The organism is Dermatophilaceae bacterium Soc4.6 (assembly GCA_039889245.1).
GTDB lineage: Bacteria > Actinomycetota > Actinomycetes > Actinomycetales > Dermatophilaceae > Lapillicoccus.
In genome coordinates this window covers 2,219,560-2,238,247 of record JAZGVH010000002.1, presented here as the reverse complement: position 1 = coordinate 2,238,247, position 18,688 = coordinate 2,219,560, and the positions used below count along the sequence as shown (strand labels likewise).

Here is an 18,688-nt window from a genome sequence, read left to right as displayed (position 1 = left end):
GGGACTGCCTTTCGGTTCGGAGCGGGTGAGGGTCACAGCAGGGGGGTGGTGGTGGCTGAGCCGGCCGCAGCCACCACTGCGCCACTGGCCACCAGGCCCACCACCGTCTCGATCTCGGGAGAGAGGAAGCGGTCGGGGCCGGGGTGGCCCGGCGAGCCGGGGGCGGCCCCGAGCAGTGCGACGACTGCCCCGGTCGCGGCAGCCGGCAGCAGCGGTGCCCGCAGCCGTATGCCGCGGGCGGCCGTCAGCACCTCGACCGCGAGCACCCGGGTGAGCCCGTCGACGGCCCGGCGCAGCTTGCGCGCTCCCGACCAGCCCATGGACACGTGGTCCTCCTGCATGGCGCTGCTCGGGATCGAGTCGACGCTGGCGGGGGCAGCGAGCCGCTTGAGCTCGGAGACGATGGCGGCCTGGGCATACTGCGCGATCATCAGACCGGAGTCGACGCCGGGCTCGTGGGCGAGGAACGGTGGCAGGCCGTGGTTGCGGGCGACGTCGAGGAAGCGGTCGGTGCGGCGCTCGCTCATGCTCGCGAGGTCCGCGGCCACGATGGCGAGGAAGTCGATCACGTAGGCCACCGGGGCGCCGTGGAAGTTGCCGTTGCTCTCGACCCGACCGTCCGGGGTCACGACGGGGTTGTCGACGGCCGAGGCCAGCTCCCATTCGGCGACGCGGGCGGCGTGGTCGATGGTGTCGCGGACGCCCCCGGCCACCTGCGGGGCGCAGCGCAGCGAGTAGGCGTCCTGCACCCGCGTGCAGTCCTGCGTGCGGTGGGACGCGCGGATCCCGCTGCCGGAGAGCAGGTTCCGCAGGTTCGCCGCCGACGCCGCCTGGCCCGGCTGGGGTCGCAGGGCCTGCAGGTCGGCGGCGAAGACGTCGTCGGTGCCGAGCAGCCCCTCGACGCTCATCGCCGCAGAGATGTCGGCGGTCGTCACCAGGAGGCGCAGGTCGTGCAGGGCGAGGACGAGCATGCCGAGCATCCCGTCGGTGCCGTTGAGCAGCGCCAGACCTTCCTTCTCGGCGAGCACCAGCGGCTCGATGCCGTTGTCGCGCAGAGCCATCGACGCCTCGACCAGCAAGCCGTCACGAGTGCGCACCGGGCCCTCGCCCATGGCCGCCAGGGCGCAGTGCGCCAGCGGGGCGAGGTCGCCCGAGCACCCGAGGGAGCCGTACTCGTGCACGACCGGCGTGATCCCGGCGTTGAGCATGGCGACATAGGTCTCGGCGACGACGGGCCGCACGCCGGTGCGACCGGTCGCCAGGGTCGACAGGCGCAGCAGCATTAGGGCGCGCACGACCTCGCGCTCGACCTCGGGGCCGGAGCCGGCTGCGTGCGAGCGCACGAGACTGCGCTGCAGCTGGTCGCGCCGGTCGCGGGGGATGCTCACGGTGGCGAGGGCGCCGAAGCCGGTCGAGACCCCGTAGTGCGGCTGCGGGTCGTCGGCCAGTGCCTCGATGACCGCCCGCGCCGCGGCGAGGCCGGTCAGCGCCTCGGGCGTCAGCTCGACCGGTGCGTCGTGGCGGGCGACCGCGACGACGTCGTCGGGCGAGAGGGGGCCGGTGCCGACGCGGACGACCGTGTCGAGGGAGACGTGGGCCGCTCCCGAGGGTGCGTGGGCGACGGTGCTCTGGCTCATGACTCCATTGCAGCGGGTGCCCGGCCCTGCGTCAGCGGTGCCGACGCAGATTGCGTCTCGTATCCGAGACTTCGCGCGATCCCGCGAGCAGGCTCGGCACCCGGCGCAGCGCCAGCCCGCAGCCCAGGGCGAGCACGAAGAGCGCGCCGACCACGACGACGACGAGGTCCCACCCGCCCGCGCTCCACGCCAGACCCGACACCGAGCCGAAGACCGACGAGCCGAGGTAGTAGGCGAAGAGGTAGAACGACGAGGCCTGCCCGGTGCCCCCGCCCCCGAGCGCAGCCCGGGCCGCGACCCAGCCGCTGGCGACGCCGTGGGCGGCGAAGAACCCGACGGTCTCGAGCGCGACCCCGACGACGACGAGCCACAGCGGAGCGGCGAGGGTCAGGGTCAGGCCAGCGAGGCTCACCGCGACGCCGACCGGTAGGACCGCCCGGCGGCCGAAGCGGTCGGCCAGCCCGCCGGCCACGGTCGACGACACCGACCCCAGGGCGTACGAGAGGAAGACGAGCCCGGCGACGCCGAGGCTGAGGGCGTAGGGCGGCGCGGCCAGCCGGAACCCCAGGGTGTTGTAGGTCGCGACGAAGCCGCCCATCGCCAGCGCGGCGAAGGCGTAGAGCAGGAGCAGGGCCCGGTCGCCGAGCACGTGCCGAGTCGTCGCCCAGATCGCGGCTCTCCCGGGGGCCGCGGGCACGAAGCCCGACGAGGCGGGCAGCAGCAGGCGCACGACCACGGTGCACGCGACCCCGAAGGCGGCGATCGCTCCGAGCGCCCACCGCCATCCCGCGACGTCACCCACCCCGCTGGCCAGCAGGCGTCCGACCATGCCGCCGAGCGCCGTCCCGCCGATGTAGAGACCGCTGGCCCGCCCGTGCGCCTCGGGGGCCACCTCCTCGCGCAGGTAGGCCATCGCGACGGCCGACAGCCCGGCGAGGGTCACCCCCTGCAGCACCCGCAGACCGAGCAGGAGCGGCCACGTCGGCGCGATCGCGCAGAGCACCCCCGCCACGCTCGAGGCGGCGAGCGACGTGTGCATCAGCGGGGTGCGCCCGACGCGCTCGGTCACCGGTCCGACGACGAGCAGCGCCACCCCGAGTCCGAGGGTGGCCGCCGACACGCTGAGCGCGCTCGCGGCCGGAGAGAGCCCGAAGTCGTGCGCGAGGTCGGGCAGCACCGCCTGGGTGGAGTAGAGCGCGGCGAAGGTCGCGAGGCCCGCGGCGAACAGGGCCAGCGTCAGACGCCGGTAGGGAGCGCTGCCCGGCCGGTGGCCGTCGAAGGTCGACACCGCCCCACGGTGCCACGAGCTGCCTCGAGCTGCCCGGAGGCCATGACGTCCGTCGGCCTGCCACACTGCCACCTTGTGAGCAACGCCCCCGCCGCCGCTGCGGCGCTCGACGTGCTCGCCCTGCTGTCGCGGCACACGGAAGCCATGCCGGCGGCGTCGATCGCGAGCCAGCTGGGGCTGCCCCGCTCGAGCACGTACCACCTGCTGGCGGTGCTGCAGGAGCGCGGCTTCGTCGTGCACCTGCCGGAGGAGCGGCGCTACGCGCTGGGGGTGGCGGCCTACGAGCTGGGCTCGGCCTACTCGCGCCAGGCGCCGTTGCAGCGACTGGCCCGGCCCCTCGTCGAGCGTCTCGTCGACGAGACCCAGCAGAACGCGCACCTGGCGGTGCTGCACGGCGCCGACGTCGTCTACCTGCTCGAAGAGCGCGCCCCCCGTCGCCCGCCCCTGGTCTCCGACGTGGGCGTGCGGCTGCCGGCCCACCTCACTGCCAGCGGTCTCGCTCTGCTTGCTGCGCTGCCGGCGGCGCAGGTGCGTGCCCTCTACCCCTCCGGGGCGGGGCTCGTGCGGCGCCACGATGCCGGCCCGACCTCGCTGACGGCCCTGCGGTCGCTGCTCACCGGGGTGCGGCAGCGCGGGTATGCGGTGGAGGACGGCACGGTGACCCCCTCCTTCTCGTCGGTGGCGGCCGCCGCCCTCGACCGCGCGGGCTACCCGGCCGCCGCGATCGCCCTGACCTTCGAGGGTGACCGGGTGGAGGAGCGCGAGCGGGCCGCCCTGGCCGCCGCCGCACGGGCCTGTGCGGCTGCCCTCTCGCGCCGGCTGTGACGGGCGGTGGCCAGGCTCGACCGTGGCCGGTGTCAGCCCGACGTGCGAGGGTGAGCGACGTGAGTGACCTGAGTGACCCCACCGACGGGGCCCTGCTCGAGCGTATCGAGGGCTACTGCGATCTCGTGCCCCGTGCCGACACCGTGCCGCAGGAGGTGGGGGCGTTCACGCTCTTCGTCTCGCGTGGGGGCCCGGGGGCCTACGACTACTACGCCCGGCCACGCCTCGGTCTCGACCGCCCGGTGACCGCGGCCGATGTCGGTGCCGTCCTCGACCGGCAGGTCGAGCTCGGGGTGCCGCGGGCCCTGGAGTGGGTCGACGAGACGACACCGTCCCTGCTCGCGGCCGCTGAGGCCAGCGGGATGGTCGTGGAGCGCTGCCCCCTGCTCGTGCTCGTCGGCGCACCGGTCACCCCTCCCGTGGAGGCGCAGGTGCGGGTGCTGGAGGCCGACGACCCCGACCTCGCGGGCGTGCTGGCGTCGATCTCGGTCGGCTTCGGCCACCCCGGGACGGCCACGGGTGCGGTCGGGTCGACCGAGCGCGACGCCGAGGCCGCGTCCCGGGTGCACGGAGCCAGCGCCACGGCCTCGGCCGTGAGGGCAGGGCGCACCGTGGTCGTGGGGGCCCTGGTCGCGGGTGTCGGTGCGGTGGGCGGCGGCAGCCACCGACCCCGCGGGGACACGACCGAGGTGGTCGGTGTGGGAGTGCTGCCGGCCTACCGGCGACGGGGCGCAGCCGGCGCGGTGACGGCCGCGCTCGCCCGCACGGCGCTCGACGCGGGGCTCACGACCGTGTTCTGCGGGGCGCAGGACGACGCGGTGGCCCACGTCTACGAGCGGGTGGGTTTCCGCCGGGTCGGGACGGCGTGCATCGGGAGGGTCGAGTAGGTGGGTCCATGTCATGCGCGGGGCGAGCCACACGGCTGTCGAGAGGTCTCCCACGAGAAGGTCCGCACCGTGTGCCTTCGGGGTATCGTCCAAGAGTGCCCGACCCGTCGTCGACCGAGGTGACGTCGTCCCCGCTGGTGGACGACGCCGTCGTGGCCATGCGCGAGCTCATCCTCGCGGGCGAGCACTACCGCTCGGCGATCGCCGTGCACCTGGGACTGACCGTCAACGAGAGCCAGGCAGTCAGCTACGTCTTCGCCCGGGGTCCCATCGGGCAGGGCGAGCTGGCGGCCGCCATGGGCTTCACCACCAGCTCGACGACAGCGCTGGTCGACCGGCTCGAGCGGCGCGGCATCGCCGAGCGCCGCAACGACCCGAGCGACCGTCGACGCGCCATCATCGCCTTGTCGGCACAGGGTGAGGCCGAGCTCGACGGGGTGCGCACGTGGATGGGCAACGCGTTCAGCGGGCTCGAGCCGCACGAGGTCGAGACGGCGCGCACGCTGCTGCTCACGCTGGCCTCGAACCTGCGCGGGTTCACCGACTCGGTCCTCGAGGGCCAGCCCGGTGGCTCGAGGGCGCGCCGGCGGGTCTGACCGGGCTCAGGCATCGCCGTACGCTGGTCGGATGACGCTCGAAGCCCGCCCGGCCGACCTGCCTCCCGAGAAGCCTGCCCACCGCAGCACCACCCTCACCCGCAGGGCCCTGGGGGCCTACACCGCGACGAACGCCCGTGGCGGCACCGTGGCGGTGGGCGGCGGTGAGGACGAGTTCACGGCCGTCGAGCTGCTGCTGGCCGGGATCGCGGCCTGCACGGCCGTCGACGTCGACCACCTCACCAGCCGGCGCGCCGAGCCCGATGACTTCGAGATCCGGGTCGACGCGCAGAAGGTCGCCGACGAGCAGGGCAACCACCTGCAGGACGTCGTCGTCACCTTCCGCATCCGCTACCCCGAGGGCGAGGGGGGTGACCGGGCGCGGGCCGTGCTGCCCGACATCGTCGCGAAGTCGCACGACCGCCTCTGCACGGTCAGCCGCACCATCGAGCTGGGCACGCCGATCCGCACGGTGATCGCGTGAGCACCTCGTCGACCCCTGGCAGTCACCCCGGCCGTCCCGGCCGTCCACGCCGGCACGTCGACCTCGACGCGCTCGACCTCGTGCCGGTCGCCGAGGGGAGCACGCCCGCGGACGCCGTCGCCGCGACCGTCGCCGCAGCCCGGACGGCCGAGGCGGCCGGCTACCGGCGCTACTGGATGGCCGAGCACCACAACTTCCCCGGCGCCGCCTCGTCGGCCACCGCCGTGCTCGTCGGCCACGTCGCCTCGGCCACGACGTCGATCCGGGTCGGCTCCGGCGGGATCATGCTGCCGAACCATGCCCCGCTGGTGGTGGCCGAGCAGTTCGGCACCCTGGCGACGCTGCATCCCGGACGCATCGACCTCGGGCTGGGCCGGGCCCCGGGCACCGACCCGGTCACGGCGCACGCCCTGCGCCGGGTCGAGGACGCCGCCGTCGACTTCGGCTCGGAGGTGGCTCAGGTGCTGCGCTACCTCGGGCCCGTCGACGTCACGGCCCGGGTGCGCGCGGTCCCCGGCGAGGGCACCCAGGTGCCCGTCTGGATCCTCGGGTCGAGCCACGGCGGCGCGCAGGTGGCCGCTGCCCTCGGGCTGCCGTATGCCTTCGCGTCGCACTTCGCCCCGCGCATGCTCGGCTCGGCCCTGCAGGTCTACCGCGAGGGGTTCCGGCCCTCGGGGCGCGACGGGTCCCTCGAGGCCCCGCGCGTGGCTGCGGCGGTCAACGTCGTCGTCGCCGACACCCGCGAGCGGGCCGAGCGCATCTGGGGCTCGCACCTGACCCGGGTGCACGGCATCGTCACCGGACGCCGGGGGCTGCTGCCACCCGCCGTCGACGGTGACGTCACGGCCGGCTGGTCCCCGCAGGAGCGCGCCGCGGTGGACTCGATGACGGCGGTCTCCTTCATCGGGACGCCGAGCGCCGTGCGTGACGGGCTGCAGGACTTCGTCGACGCGACGGGCGTCGACGAGCTCGTGGTCGCGACCTCGGCCCACGACCTCGACGACCGGCTGCGCTCGCTGCGGCTGCTCGGTGAGGTCTGGCACGGAGCTGGGGTCACGGCCTCGGTCGCCTGACCGCCCGTCTGACCGCAGGCGAGCGGTCGGTCAGTGTGAAAGGTCGCCGGTGCCCGGTAGCGGCGTGGCCGCCTCCCATCAGGAGCCCCGGGGTCCTATTCTGCGGATGTGACCTCTGGTGCCCACGAGCGGGCCAGCCGCCGCCCACGAGCCGACCTCGCGGCGCCGGCCCTCGACGGCGCGGGCTGGCTGCCCCGGCCGGTGGCGGAGCAGCTCGGTGGCCGGGTGGCCGACCTCGTCGGTGACCTGGTCATCGACCTCGAGCGCACGGTCCCCGGGGCGGTCGACGCCGCCTACGTGGTGGGCTCCGCGGCCGTGAGGGACCACCGGAGCGGTCTCGACGACGTCGAGCTCGTGCTGGTCCTCGCCGGCCGGCCCGACGCCCTGCTCGGGCGCCTGCTCGACGACGTGCACGAGCGGGTCGAGCGGGCCCACCCCGACCTGCGGCCGGATCTGGTCTACACCACCTGGCGCGACCTCGGACGGCCGCCGGCGATGTCCGGCACGGCCTCCGGGGCCGCGTCCGGGCCGGCCCCCGTGACGCCCGGTCTGGCCCGTCGGGGCGGGGTCACGCTCACGGGCGCCGAGTGCGCCCCCACGGCGTTCACCCGCCAACAGCTGCTCGACCACGGGGTCGCCGTCATCGGCCCCTCGGTGTCGATCGCCCAGGTCGTCGTCACCCGCGACGCGCTCGCAGCCCAGTGCCTGCGTGAGATCGCCGAGTGCTGGACCCCCTGGTGGGAGCGGTCGGCCCTGCTGCTGTCCTCCGCGGGTCGCGCGAGCCTCTCGCCCCTGGTGACCGACCCCGTGCTGCGGATCACCCGCCTGCACCACACCCTGCTGAGCGGTGAGGTGCTCAGCCTGAGCGACGTGGGTCAGTGGGCCCTGACCGTGTGCGAGCCGCAGTGGTCACGGCTCCTGCGCGAGAGTCTGCTCGTGCGCCAGGACCCCACCGCCGCATCGCTCTACCGCAACCCGTTCGCCCGCCGCCGTGACGCGCTCGCCTTCACCGACCTGCTCATGACGGTCGACGAGGAGACGTATGGAGCGCCGCCCGTGCGGCAGCTGCCGCTGGTGACCCCTGGTCAGGTCGAGTCACGCAGGCGGTTGGTCGGCCGCCGGTAGCCGTCGGCCGACCCCGGCAGCTCGCGGGTGCCCGCAGCGCTGGGGGCCTCAGACGCACCGGTAGCACCAGACACGCCCGACGAGGTGGGTCGTTGGGAGGCAGCCAGGTCGACGGTCGGGGGGGAGGCGACCACGACCAGCTCGGGCGCCGGTGGCGTCGACGGGGCCGACCCGTTCACCCCGGGCGGGGTGAGGGGCACGCCGCTGGCAGTGGCGCCAGGGGAGTGGGCGGCCTCGGCACCGGCGTCCCCTCGGCCAGTCGTTCCAGCCGGTCCGGACCGGCGACCGACGGCGCCCGTGGCCAGCAGCAGGGCCGCGCCAGCCCCGATGACGGCCGTGAGCAGGCCCAGGCCCCCCTGACCGGCGAGCGTGTCCCAGGGGTCGACCTGGAAGCTGGAGATGCTGTCGCTTCCCCCAGCATCAGCGACACTCCCGTGGGTGGTCAGGACCCACGCGACGACGACCACAGCGAGGGTGGCTCCGAGGGCGCCCACCAGCCCGGCGACCACCGCGCCCGTCCGGCGCACGCGATCGGTCACCGGCACGGTCGGCACGTGAGCCAGGGAGACGACGGTCAGGGCGAGCACGGCCAGCGCCGGAGCCAGGTTCGGCGACGTGGTCGACGGATAGGAGAGCAGGATGCCGATGCGCAGGCTGAGCGGCACCGTTGCGGTGCCCTGCCCGCCATCGCCCGGGAAGATCCCGCCGTGCAAGCCGCTCTCGACGTGGTACACCTGCCCGACGACTCCCAGAGCGGCGCACAGCACCAGGGTGGGCGCGAGACCGCTCCCCGCCCAGGTCAGGACACGACGGCGAGGTGACGGCGCGGCATACTTCTCGGACTCCACCCGCAGATCCTGCCATCCCCGAAGGGAACGTGCTCGCCTCCCATGAGCGACGCCATCACCAGCAGCACCGCCACCCTCGTCCCCGACCCTCGCGACGCCCCGCCGCTGCGGTGGGGGATCATCGCACCCGGGGGGATCGCCAACAAGTTCGCCGCCGCGGTGCGCGACCACACTGCGGGCAGCGTCGTGGCCGTCGGCTCGCGCGACGCGGCCCGAGCGGCCGACTTCGCCGGGCGGCACGGCATACCCCGCTCCTACGGCTCGTATGCCGCGCTCCTCACCGATGACGAGGTCGACGCGGTCTACGTCGCGTCGCCGCACTCGGCCCACCGCGACCACGCGGTGCTGGCACTCGAGGCGGGCAAACCGGTGCTCGTCGAGAAGGCGTTGGCGCGCAACGGCGGCGAGGTCGACGAGATCTTCGCCGCTGCCGAGCGCACGGGCCTCTTCGCGATGGAGGCGATGTGGACCAGGCACCTGCCGTCGATCGCCCGGCTGCGGGAGCAGATCGCGGCCGGCGCCATCGGCGAGGTCGTGAGCGTCAGCGCCGACCACGGACAGTCCCTCGACCTCGGCGCCGAGCACCGGCTGAAGAACCCCGCGCTGGCCGGCGGGGCGATCCTCGACCTCGGGGTCTACCCCGTCTCCTTCGTCGTCGACCTGCTCGGGGCGCCGACCAGCGTGCAGGCGGCGGGGCTGCTCACCGAGACCGGGGTCGACGGGCACGTGTCGATGCTGCTCGCCTACGGCGGCAAGGCGGTCGGGCTCGTCGACACCACCTTGTGGACCAAGACCCCGACGACGGCGACGGTCTCGGGCACCGAGGGCAGCCTCGAGATCGACGGCGACTTCTACTCCGGCGGGCGCACCGTGACCCTGCGCGGCGGCGACCGTGAACGCACCGTGCTCGCGACGTGGCACGACGACGTCACCAACGGCTTCGAGTACGAGGCGGCAGAGGTCGCCCGGTGTGTCGTTGCCGGTCGGAGCGAGAGCGGGCGGATGACCTGGGACTCGTCGCGAGCGGTCATGGCGGTCATGGACGCGGCCCGACGACAGGTGGGAGTCGTCTACCCCGGCGAGTGAGGGCGACGGCGGATCGTGAGGATCTGCTCGGCGCGGCCGACGGCACCCTGCTGGTCGAACAGCCACGAGGTGGTGAGGCCGACCCCCTGCCCGCCGAAGACGACGGTGGTGTCGAAGCCGACCCACTCGCCCACCGGCTGGCGGAAGAGGTGCAGCGACAGGTCGATGTTGGGGTAGATCCACGCCTGCGGGTCCTCGCGGACGACGACGCCGTTGGCGGTGTCGACGAGGCCGACGAAGGCCGCAGTGGGGCTGGTGTCGGTGCCCTCGACGAGGTCGATGTCGGTGCGCAGCCAGACCCGTCCGCGTCCGGGTCGGCTCGCCGGGTCGCGCCAGCCCTCGAGCGAGTCGAGGTAGCCGCCTCCCTCGGGCCAGGTCGACCGGCTGTCCCACCGATCCCACGTCTCGGGGGCGGGCAGCGGTGCGGGGGCGCCACCGGCGACGGCGGCCGTGTCGCCGTGCGCCATCCGCCAGGCGTGGGCCCGCACGGCCGGTCGGCCACCGGCGACGAGCACGGCCTCGACCAGCTCGATGGTGCGCCCCGGGCGGATGGTCGTGACCGTCACCTCGGTGGTGCCGCGCGGGATGACCCCGAGGATCTCGAAGGTGACGCGAGCCAGCTGCAGGTCGTCGCGCGGCTCGTGCTCCTCCATCGCGTGCACGAGCAGGCCCGACACCGGCGCCATGTGCTGCTCGTGGTCGTTCCACGCGCCATGCACGTGGACGCTGGGCTCGTAGATCCCCCCGGGCAGCCGGCGGTAGTAGCTCGTCGGCACCGGGAGGGTCCCGGCTTCGAGCGTCGTCGCGGTGTCGGCGGTCATTGCGCCAACTGTAGGGGCCCGGCCTCGCTCAGGGAGGGGGTTGGCCGGTTGTGCGGTCCCACACGCGCCTGGCCGGTCCCGATCAGGCCCGGGGCAGCCACTCGATCACCTGGGCGACGACGCTGTCCCAGTCCGGCCACTCGTGCCCACCGGGTGGGTACGCCGTCGCCGGTGCCCTGCGGCAGCACGACGCACACGCTCGTGCCCATCTCGAGGGCGTCGGAGAAGAGCTCCCAGGTCAGTGCCGCCACGTCGCCACCATGCAGGAACGCCAGCCGACGTCGGTCAGGCTAGTTGAGGTTGGACGGGGGCGCGGGTCGCGGCGCCAGCGTCACCCCGAGACGGTCCTCGATCTGGGTCTCGCGGCGGATCGTGCGCAGGACCATGCTCAGCCGCGTCTCGGTGTCGGGGGCGGCCAGCAGCACCTGCGTCTCCTGCGGCTCGAGCTCGAGCACCCGGGGCGCCCAGTAGGAGATGCCGGTGGGGTCGTCGGGGGGCTGGCCCTCGGCCGCGAGCTCCTCGCCGCGCGCGTCGAGGTGCAGCCCCACCGCGACGACCAGCTCGCGGCCCAGCGTGGCCGCCCGCTCGGGGTCGCCGATCGGCTCGGCGAGCCGCTGCACCAGCCCCGTCAGGTAGGGCGTGCTGCTGGTCTCGTCGAGCCCACGCAGGTGGAAGCGCTCGGCCCCGACCGCGACCACGCCGAAGACGCCCTGACCGATCAGGCCGATCTGCTCGATGCGCGCGACCGTGCCGACGTCGTGGGTGTCACGGATGCCCTCGCCCACCTCGAAGCCGCGCCGGATGGCGACCACACCGAACTGCGGTGACACGCCCTCGGTGCGGGCCCCCTCCCCGAGCAGGTCGTGCATCAGCTGCACGTAGCGCGGCTCGAAGACCTGGAGGGCGAGCGGTGCTCCGGGCAGCAGGACAGAGCCGAGGGGGAAGAGCGGGAGGGAGTCCACCTCTGCGACCCTACGATGTCGGCATGCCTGACGCCTCCCTCGAGCCCCTCACGACCTTCCGCCGGGGCGACCTGACCTTCGACGTGACCGACTCCGGACCCGGGCCGGAGGAGGCCGTGGTGCTGCTGCACGGCTTCCCCGCCGACCGCCAGTGCTGGGACGAGGTCGCGAGGCACCTGCAGGGCGCCGGTCTGCGCACCCTCGCCCCCGATCAGCGCGGCTACAGCCCGCGGGCCCGCCCGAGGGGGCGCCGGGCCTACACGACCGACGAGCTCGTGGCCGACGTCGTGGCGCTGCTCGACGCGGCCGGCCTGGAGAGGGCGCACGTCGTCGGCCACGACTGGGGCGGGGCGGTCGCGTGGGCCGTGGCCGGCAGCCACCGCGACCGGGTGGCCTCGCTGACCGTGCTGTCCACGCCCCACCCGGCGGCGCTCGCGCAGGCCTACCGCACGCGGTGGCAGGCGATGCACTCGGCCTACATGGCGTGGTTCCAGCTGCCGTGGCTGCCCGAGGCGCTCTTCGAGCGGACCTTCCGGCCGGGGCTGCTGCGGTCGGGGCTGCCGACCGCGGTCGCCGAGCGCTACCTCGCCAGGATGAGGGAGCCGGGGCGGCTGACCGCGACGATGAACTGGTATCGCGGGATGCCGTTCTCGAAGGGGTCGATGCACCGCAGCAAGGTGCCGACGACCTTCGTCTGGGGCAGCAGCGACGCCTTCCTCGGGCGGGTCGCCGCCGAGGGCACGGCGGCCCTGGTGACGGCCGACTACCGCTTCGTCGAGCTGCCCGAGGGCCACTGGCTGCCCGAGGTCGCCGCCGGGGCGTGCGCCGACGAGATCATCGCGCGCGTGCAGTCGACGCGCTGATGCGCTTCGACCCTGCGGCGCTGCCGCCGGAGATCGCCGTCTTCCTCACCGAGCGCCACCTCGCCACGCTCACCACGCTGCGCGCCGACGGCACCCCGCACGTGACGGCGATCGCCTTCACGGTCGACCTGCCCACCCTGACCGCGCGGGTGATCACCAGCGACGGCAACCAGAAGGTCGCCAACGTGGAGCGGGCGGGCGGGGACGGTGCCCCCGCGGTGCTGGCGCAGGTCGACGGCCGTCGGTGGGTGGCGCTCGAGGGCCGGATGCGGCTCTCGCGCGAGCTCGCGGTCGTGCAGGACGCCGAGCACCGGTATGCCGCCCGCTACCGCGTCCCGAAGCCGAACCCGCAGCGCGTGGTGCTGCTGATGGACGTCGAGGCGGCGATCGGGTACTTCTGAGCGGGGCGGGCGTTTTACCCCGCTGCGTACCGAGGTAGAACGTCGCTCCGGGGCGCGACGTTTCACCCCGCTCCGCCACCAGCCACCCGCCCGGACGGAGTCGCCACCGGCGGCATACGCTGGAGGGGATGATCGAGCTGCTCACCCCCACCCAGGTCGAGGAGATGCGCCCCGCGGGGCGTTTCGTCGCCTCGACGCTCACCGCCCTCGCCGAGGCCGCCGACGTCGGGGTCGACCTGCTCGAGCTCGACGCCCTGGCGCACGACCTGATCCGCGAGGCGGGGGCGACGTCGTGCTACATCGACTACCACCCCAGCTTCGGCGCGATGCCGTTCGGCAAGGTGCTGTGCACGTCCGTCAACGACGCGGTGCTGCACGGGCTGCCGCATCCATACCGGCTGCGTGACGGTGACCTGCTGAGTCTCGACTTCGCCGTGAGCCTCGATGGCTGGGTGAGCGACTCGGCCCTCAGCCTCGTGGTGGGTGAGGCCCGTGACGAGGACCTCGCGCTCATCGCGACCTGCCAGGAGGCGCTCGACGCGGCCATCGCGGTGGCCCGCAACGGGAACAAGATCGGTGACCTGTCGGCCGCGATCGGTGCGGTCGCGCGCGCCCACGGGCTGGGGGTCAACACGCAGTTCGGCGGCCACGGAGTCGGTCGCACCATGCACGGCGACCCGCACGTGGCCAACGACGGGCGGGCCGGCCGGGGCTACCCGCTGCGGCCGGGGCTGGTCATCGCGGTCGAGCCGTGGTTCCTGCAGGCGAGTGACCAGATCCGCTTCGACGACGACGGGTGGACCATCCGCAGCGCCGACGGGTCGCGGGGGGCGCACGTCGAGCACACCATCGCCATCACCGACGGCGACCCGATCGTGATGACCGCCCGCGGGTAGTCCGGGGTGTGGGTCCGGGGGTGCGGCGGCGGGTCGCCACGGCGACCCCGGCCACCGCGATCACGAGCCCCGCGAGCTCGCGCACGGTGAGCGTGCGGTGGAGCACCAGCCACTCGAGCACGGCCGTGACCGGCGGCATGAGAAAGAAGAGGCTGGCCGCGGCCCCGGCCCCGCGGGCCCGCACCAGGGTGCCGAGCAGGAGCAGACCGAGCACCGAGTTGGCGATGGCGAGGTAGCCGAGCGAGAGGGCCGCCCCGGTCGGGTCGGAGACCGGGTAGAGCCCCTCTGTCGCGAGCGCCAGGACCCAGACCGGAGGGGCCGACACGGCGAACTGCAGGGTCGCCGACCAGATCGGGTCGGGCCGCCCACCGATCCACCGCTGGCCCAGCGTGCCGAGGCTCAGCGCGAGGGTGCCGAGCACGCCGAGGGCCACCCCCACGATCCCGCCCGCCTGGTCGAGGTCCGGCCCGAGGACGACGAGCACCCCGACGACGCCGACCACGAAGCCGACGACCTGCACGCGGCTGAGGCGCTCGCGCAGGATGACGGCGGCCAGCAGCGCCGTGAGCACCGGGCTGAGCGAGTGCAGCAGCGAGCCGAGCGTGCCGCTCAGCCCCGCGGCGAAGCCGAGGTACATCAGGCCGAACAGCAGCCCGTTCATCACGAACCCGACGACGGCGATGCGGGCCGCCATCGCCCGGTCGATGCCCGGGCGGCGCCGCAGGGCGAGGGCGAGCGCCGCCGCGACGAGCGCCGCGAGGGCGAAGCGCCAGGCGACGAGGGTGAGGGCGCCCATGGTGCGCACGCCGTACGGGCCGGCGATGTAGCCCGAGGACCACACGAGCACGAAGGCGACCGCGGGGGCGACGGGGAGCGAGGTGGACTCCCCTCGCCTCTGGTCCACCGCCACCGGCGAATGGTGTCACGGCCTACGTCACGGCCGGGTACCCGGGGTGGGGCATCCGGTCGGTGCGCGGCCGGGTGGGCCCCGGGGTCGGGTCAGGGGGAGGCGGTCAGTGCCTGGCGGGGGTGCGGCCGCGGACGAAGTAGGCGAGAGGCAGGGCGCCCATGGTGTTGCCCAGGACGAGCGCGACGGCCCAGCGACGCTTCGGCCCGCGCACCTCGCTCGCGGGACGTCGCCGCAGGTCGACGAGCGCAGCGATCCGGAGGGTCGCGTCGAGGGCCCCCGCGACCAGGATGAGCCGCCGCGTCCGCCGGCTCAGCTCGCTCCACGACGTCATCTCCATGAGGCACTCCCCCGTCGTCCCGCGTTCGACCGACGCCGAAAGCCTGTCGCCAGTGTGTCGTCGGCTCTCGTGGGCCGCAAGTCGCCGAGGCCGGCTTCCCGGCGCGACCCGGCGCCGGGGCTCAGTCGGCTGCGAGCAGCCCGCGGATCTCGTCGGCGGTGATCTGCCCGCTCGAGAGCGCACCGCCGTCGATGACCTGCCCGAAGAGCTGACGCTTGCGCTCCTGCAGCGCGACGACCTTCTGCTCGATGGTGTCGGCGGACACGAGGCGGTAGACCATGACGTGCTTGTCCTGGCCGATGCGGTGCACGCGGTCGACGGCCTGGGCCTCGGCGGCAGGATTCCACCACGGGTCGAGCAGGACGACGTAGTCGGCCTCGGTGAGGGTCAGGCCGAAGCCGCCCGCCTTGAGGCTGATGAGGAAGACCGGGGCGTCGCCCGTGCGGAACTCGTCGATGACGGCGCCGCGGTTGCTCGTCGAGCCGTCGAGGTAGGTGTAACCGATGCCCGCCGCCTCGAGGCGGGTGCGGGCCCGCGCCAGGTAGCGGGTGAACTGGCTGAAGACGAGGACGCGGTGCTTCTCGGCGAGCAGCGGCTCGAGCAGCTCGAGCAGGGTGTCGAGCTTGGCCGAGCCCACCTCCTCGTGGGCGGCGTCGACCAGGGCCGGGTCGAGGCTGAGCTGCCGCAGCAGGGTGAGCGAGCGGAAGATCGCCATCCGGTTGCCCTGCGGGTCGTCGAGCAGGCCCAGCAGCTTCTGTCGCTCGCGCTGCAGGTGGGTGTCGTAGATGCGGCGGTGCTTCGGCGACAGCGTCACCTCGAGCACCTGCTCCTGCTTCGGGGGCAGGTCGGAGGCCACCGCGTCCTTGGTGCGGCGCAGCACGACCGGGCGGATGCGCGAGCGCAGCGTCGTGAGCCGCTCGGGGGCCTCGCCGCTCTCGATCGGCCGACGGTAGACCTCGGAGAAGCGCTGCGGGCTGGGGAAGAGGCCGGGGGCGACGATCGACAGCAGGGCCCACAGCTCCATCAGGTTGTTCTCCATCGGCGTGCCCGTGATGGCGAACTTGACCGGTGCCGGCAGCCGTCGCGCGCACTGGTGCACCTGCGACTGGTGGTTCTTGGCGAACTGCGCCTCGTCGAGCACCAGCGCCGACCAGGCCGTCTCGCGGAAGCCGGGGGCGTCGAGGCGGAAGACGGCATACGAGGTGACGACGAGGTCGGCGCCCGCCACCGCCTCGGCGACCTCGGTGCCGCGCTTGCGGCTCGTCGACCCGAGGGTGACCACCTTGAGCGACGGGCAGAACCTCGCGGCCTCGCTGGCCCAGGTGGGCAGCACGCTGGTCGGGGCGACGACGAGCACCGGAGGCCCGTCGGGCTGCTCGTCGCGGGCGGCCAGCACCATGGCCAGCGCCTGCAGGGTCTTGCCGAGGCCCATGTCGTCGGCGAGGATGCCGCCGAGGCCGGCGCGGCGCAGCAGCGCGAGCCAGGTGAACCCCTCCTCCTGGTAGGGGCGCAGCGTCGCCATCAGGCCCGCGGGCACGGTCGGTGACTGCCGCCCGTCGTCTCCCGACAGGGCCGAGACCGCCTGCGCCCACCGGGCGCTCTGTTCGCGCACCACTCCGAGGTGCACCAGCTCCTCCCAGAGGTCGGCCTGGTAGGGCGTGACGCGCAGCGGGCCGTCGACGCTGTTGTCGTCCTGCAGGTCGCGTGCCTCCTGCAGCAGTCGGCGCAGCTCGTCGAGCTCGGGCAGGTCGGTGCGGAACCACGTGCCGCTGTCGAGGATGACGTGACCGACCCTGGTCGCGAGGGCGGTGAGCAGGGTCGCCATCGGCACCTTCTCGCCGCCGATCGTCACGTCGACGGTGAGGTCGAACCAGTCGGTCTTGCCCGGCACCGAGATGCGCGGGTCGGTGACGGTCAGCTGCACCACGGGGGCCTCGTCGGCCTCGGCGTAGCTGCGCTCACCGAGGACCTGCACGTCGAGCCCGGGGTCGGCCTGCAGGGCCGGCAGGACCTCGTCGAGGAAGGTGAGCATGGGCAGGCCGGACAGCCGGGTCGTCGGCACCAGCCGCGGTCGGCCCGCCACCATGACCCGCAGCGACGGCACCTCGGCGAGGACGTCCGGCCCGAGCAGGAGCCGTGACTCGGCGCTGGCGTCACGGGCCACGCCCTGCCCGCCGGCTGCATCGGGTGCGATGACGACGGTGCGCTCGCCGACGGCATACCGGAACTGCCAGGCGAGGGTCACCTCGTGGCGCGACTGCTCGTGGGAGACCACGAGACCGAGGCGGGGCGGGCGCGCCTGCGGGAACTCGACGCTGCCGTCGGTCGAGGTGAGCATCACCTGCCGGCGCAGCACCGGGGTGTGCGCCACGAGGAAGCGCTCGACGTCTTCGGGCGGGATGCGCACCGAGCCGAGGGCGAGGAACCGGGCCTGGTTGCGGTCGAGTGGGGGGTCGATGCGGGCGAGCTCGAGTGCACCGTCGTCGGCGATGGAGACGGTGCCGAACGGTGGGTCACCGATGAAGGCGGGCTCGGTGACGTCGGGCTCGCCCCACCCGGACTCCTGCGGGAGCGACACGCGGGGCAGGACCCGGACGGCGCCGCCGACCTCCTCGCGTCGCACGTCGAGCACGAAGCTGGCGCCACCCGACCGCAGCCGCACCTCGTGCTGGCCCTTCTCACCGCTGAGGAGCGTGACCCCACCCTGCTGCAGCTCGCGCATGAGCAGCCACCACCCCGGCCCGAGGTCGTCGAGGTGCAGCTTGTCGCCCGAGCCGATGTAGAAGCGGCGTCGCCGCTGCTGGTAGGTCTGGGCGAGGTCGACGAGCAGGCGGCGGTGCTCGGGGTCGATGCGGGCACGGTTGACCCGGTCGTGCTCGACGTTGGTCCACGTCACGAGGGTGCGGCTCCACGGGCCCTTGGCGCCCCTCACGAGCGGCCGCATCTGCACCCGGGCCCGGGCGCCAGCGCGGGTCACCTCGAGCAGCAGCGCCACCGGCGAGTGGGCCTCGTCGTCCGGCGTCGCGGACAGACCGGCGAGGGCGGCCTCCCAGTCGGGGGCCTGCAGGGCGGCGACGGCGCGTGTCGAGCCATCGGCTCGACCGCCGCCCGGTGCGACGACACCGAGCCGGGTGCGCGCAGCGGCCACCAAAGCGACGGTGTGCTTGCAGTGCTCGCCCACCGGGCACGTGCAGGTGCTGTGCCAGTAGGCCAGGTCGGTGCCGCCGGGGCCGGAGTCAGCCTCCAGCCAGACGGTCGTGCGGTAGTCCTGACCGGCGCTGCCGTGGACGACCCCGACGAGGCGCCGCCCGTCCTGGCTCGCCGTCACGGCCAGCACCCGACCCTGGGACGCGTAGACCAGGCCCCGCGCGAGGGTCGCGGGGCCGGTGATGCCCTGCAGGTCCTCGTCGTCGAGCTCGACGAGCGAGCCGGCCACGAGGGGGTGCGCCGAGTCCATGGCCACCGCTCATCCTCCTGCTCTCGCTGCCCGCAGGCCGACCGCGTGGCCCTGTGTCCATGCTAGGCACCCGCACCGACAGCGTCTCCCGCCGTCCACAGGGAGTGTGGGGGGGCTGCTCCCGTCGCGCTACTGGCGTCGACCCGCGGCACGTGATCCACTTCATCCCGGAGCGCCGTCGCTCCCGACCCC

General features: G+C 74.1%; 18 protein-coding genes. 10 read left to right on the top strand and 8 right to left on the bottom strand.

The window, feature by feature from the left end:
- Positions 1-32: 32 nt before the first annotated feature.
- Together hutH and V3N99_10280 are read right to left on the bottom strand one after the other, a co-directional pair.
- Positions 33-1,637, bottom strand: a complete 1,605-nt coding sequence (hutH, locus tag V3N99_10285; protein MEO3937134.1) for a histidine ammonia-lyase — start codon at positions 1,635-1,637, stop codon at positions 33-35.
- 31 nt (positions 1,638-1,668) lie between these two features.
- Complete coding sequence (locus V3N99_10280; protein MEO3937133.1) at positions 1,669-2,925, bottom strand: MFS transporter; 1,257 nt, start codon at positions 2,923-2,925, stop codon at positions 1,669-1,671.
- A 75-nt stretch (positions 2,926-3,000) separates the two neighbouring features.
- On the opposite strand from V3N99_10280, the gene V3N99_10275 reads away from it, so the two are divergent.
- From V3N99_10275 to V3N99_10250, 6 genes are all read left to right on the top strand, one after another.
- Complete coding sequence (locus V3N99_10275; protein ID MEO3937132.1) at positions 3,001-3,750, top strand: IclR family transcriptional regulator C-terminal domain-containing protein; 750 nt, start codon at positions 3,001-3,003, stop codon at positions 3,748-3,750.
- A gap of 59 nt (positions 3,751-3,809) precedes the next feature.
- Complete coding sequence (locus V3N99_10270; GenBank protein MEO3937131.1) at positions 3,810-4,637, top strand: GNAT family N-acetyltransferase; 828 nt, start codon at positions 3,810-3,812, stop codon at positions 4,635-4,637.
- A gap of 95 nt (positions 4,638-4,732) precedes the next feature.
- On the top strand, positions 4,733-5,233 hold the full coding sequence (locus tag V3N99_10265; GenBank protein MEO3937130.1) for a MarR family winged helix-turn-helix transcriptional regulator: 501 nt from the start codon (positions 4,733-4,735) through the stop codon (positions 5,231-5,233).
- Between the two features lie 31 nt (positions 5,234-5,264).
- Entirely contained in the window at positions 5,265-5,717 is a 453-nt protein-coding gene (locus V3N99_10260; protein ID MEO3937129.1) for an OsmC family protein, read from the top strand.
- The gene (locus V3N99_10255; protein ID MEO3937128.1) at positions 5,714-6,790 is read left to right on the top strand and encodes an LLM class flavin-dependent oxidoreductase; all 1,077 of its coding nucleotides are present in this window, start codon (positions 5,714-5,716) and stop codon (positions 6,788-6,790) included. Before V3N99_10260 ends, V3N99_10255 begins: the two co-directional genes overlap by 4 nt.
- 108 nt (positions 6,791-6,898) lie before the next feature.
- Complete coding sequence (locus tag V3N99_10250; GenBank protein ID MEO3937127.1) at positions 6,899-7,915, top strand: hypothetical protein; 1,017 nt, start codon at positions 6,899-6,901, stop codon at positions 7,913-7,915.
- Here V3N99_10250 and V3N99_10245 read toward each other — a convergent pair.
- Positions 7,876-8,763, bottom strand: a complete 888-nt coding sequence (locus V3N99_10245; GenBank protein MEO3937126.1) for a hypothetical protein — start codon at positions 8,761-8,763, stop codon at positions 7,876-7,878. The two genes, V3N99_10250 and V3N99_10245, sit on opposite strands and share 40 nt — an antisense overlap.
- Positions 8,764-8,805: 42 nt before the next feature.
- On the opposite strand from V3N99_10245, the gene V3N99_10240 reads away from it, so the two are divergent.
- The gene (locus V3N99_10240; protein MEO3937125.1) at positions 8,806-9,849 is read left to right on the top strand and encodes a Gfo/Idh/MocA family oxidoreductase; all 1,044 of its coding nucleotides are present in this window, start codon (positions 8,806-8,808) and stop codon (positions 9,847-9,849) included.
- On the opposite strand, the gene V3N99_10235 is transcribed toward V3N99_10240, so the two are convergent.
- Both V3N99_10235 and V3N99_10230 read right to left on the bottom strand, forming a co-directional pair.
- Positions 9,834-10,670 carry a thioesterase family protein gene (locus tag V3N99_10235; protein ID MEO3937124.1) on the bottom strand — a complete coding sequence of 279 codons (837 nt, stop codon included), beginning with the start codon at positions 10,668-10,670 and terminating at the stop codon, positions 9,834-9,836. The genes V3N99_10240 and V3N99_10235 overlap by 16 nt on opposite strands.
- A 290-nt stretch (positions 10,671-10,960) precedes the next feature.
- Entirely contained in the window at positions 10,961-11,632 is a 672-nt protein-coding gene (locus V3N99_10230) for an LON peptidase substrate-binding domain-containing protein (protein ID MEO3937123.1), read from the bottom strand.
- Between the two features lie 23 nt (positions 11,633-11,655).
- Here V3N99_10230 and V3N99_10225 point away from each other — a divergent pair, with 23 nt between their 5' ends.
- From V3N99_10225 to map, 3 genes are all read left to right on the top strand, one after another.
- Positions 11,656-12,495 carry an alpha/beta hydrolase gene (locus V3N99_10225; GenBank protein MEO3937122.1) on the top strand — a complete coding sequence of 280 codons (840 nt, stop codon included), beginning with the start codon at positions 11,656-11,658 and terminating at the stop codon, positions 12,493-12,495.
- A complete protein-coding gene (locus V3N99_10220) occupies positions 12,495-12,896 on the top strand; it encodes a pyridoxamine 5'-phosphate oxidase family protein (GenBank protein ID MEO3937121.1) in 402 nt (133 codons plus the stop codon). The genes V3N99_10225 and V3N99_10220 overlap by 1 nt, the downstream gene beginning before the upstream one ends.
- A gap of 128 nt (positions 12,897-13,024) precedes the next feature.
- Positions 13,025-13,792, top strand: coding sequence for a type I methionyl aminopeptidase (map, locus tag V3N99_10215; protein MEO3937120.1), 768 nt, complete (start codon positions 13,025-13,027; stop codon positions 13,790-13,792).
- Here map and V3N99_10210 read toward each other — a convergent pair.
- The 3 genes from V3N99_10210 to V3N99_10200 all read right to left on the bottom strand — a co-directional run bounded on the left by V3N99_10210 (position 13,752) and on the right by V3N99_10200 (position 18,496).
- Positions 13,752-14,702 (bottom strand): DMT family transporter, encoded by a 951-nt coding sequence (locus tag V3N99_10210; protein MEO3937119.1) that lies wholly within the window; start codon positions 14,700-14,702, stop codon positions 13,752-13,754. The two genes, map and V3N99_10210, sit on opposite strands and share 41 nt — an antisense overlap.
- A gap of 103 nt (positions 14,703-14,805) precedes the next feature.
- Entirely contained in the window at positions 14,806-15,039 is a 234-nt protein-coding gene (locus V3N99_10205) for a hypothetical protein (protein ID MEO3937118.1), read from the bottom strand.
- Positions 15,040-15,160: 121 nt separating this feature from the next.
- Positions 15,161-18,496: a DEAD/DEAH box helicase gene (locus V3N99_10200; protein MEO3937117.1), complete on the bottom strand. Its 3,336-nt coding sequence runs from the start codon at positions 18,494-18,496 to the stop codon at positions 15,161-15,163.
- Positions 18,497-18,688: the final 192 nt, after the last annotated feature.

Bases quoted from the DNA above. Each gene is read 5' to 3' on its own strand.
- hutH (MEO3937134.1), bottom strand. From the start codon at position 1,637: ATGAGCCAGAGCACCGTCGCCCACGCACCCTCGGGAGCGGCCCACGTC.
- V3N99_10260 (MEO3937129.1), top strand. From the start codon at position 5,265: ATGACGCTCGAAGCCCGCCCGGCCGACCTGCCTCCCGAGAAGCCTGCC.
- V3N99_10240 (MEO3937125.1), top strand. From the start codon at position 8,806: ATGAGCGACGCCATCACCAGCAGCACCGCCACCCTCGTCCCCGACCCT.
- V3N99_10235 (MEO3937124.1), bottom strand. From the start codon at position 10,670: ATGACCGCCGACACCGCGACGACGCTCGAAGCCGGGACCCTCCCGGTG.
- V3N99_10225 (MEO3937122.1), top strand. From the start codon at position 11,656: ATGCCTGACGCCTCCCTCGAGCCCCTCACGACCTTCCGCCGGGGCGAC.
- V3N99_10220 (MEO3937121.1), top strand. From the start codon at position 12,495: ATGCGCTTCGACCCTGCGGCGCTGCCGCCGGAGATCGCCGTCTTCCTC.
- map (MEO3937120.1), top strand. From the start codon at position 13,025: ATGATCGAGCTGCTCACCCCCACCCAGGTCGAGGAGATGCGCCCCGCG.
- V3N99_10205 (MEO3937118.1), bottom strand. From the start codon at position 15,039: ATGGAGATGACGTCGTGGAGCGAGCTGAGCCGGCGGACGCGGCGGCTC.
- V3N99_10200 (MEO3937117.1), bottom strand. From the start codon at position 18,496: ATGGACTCGGCGCACCCCCTCGTGGCCGGCTCGCTCGTCGAGCTCGAC.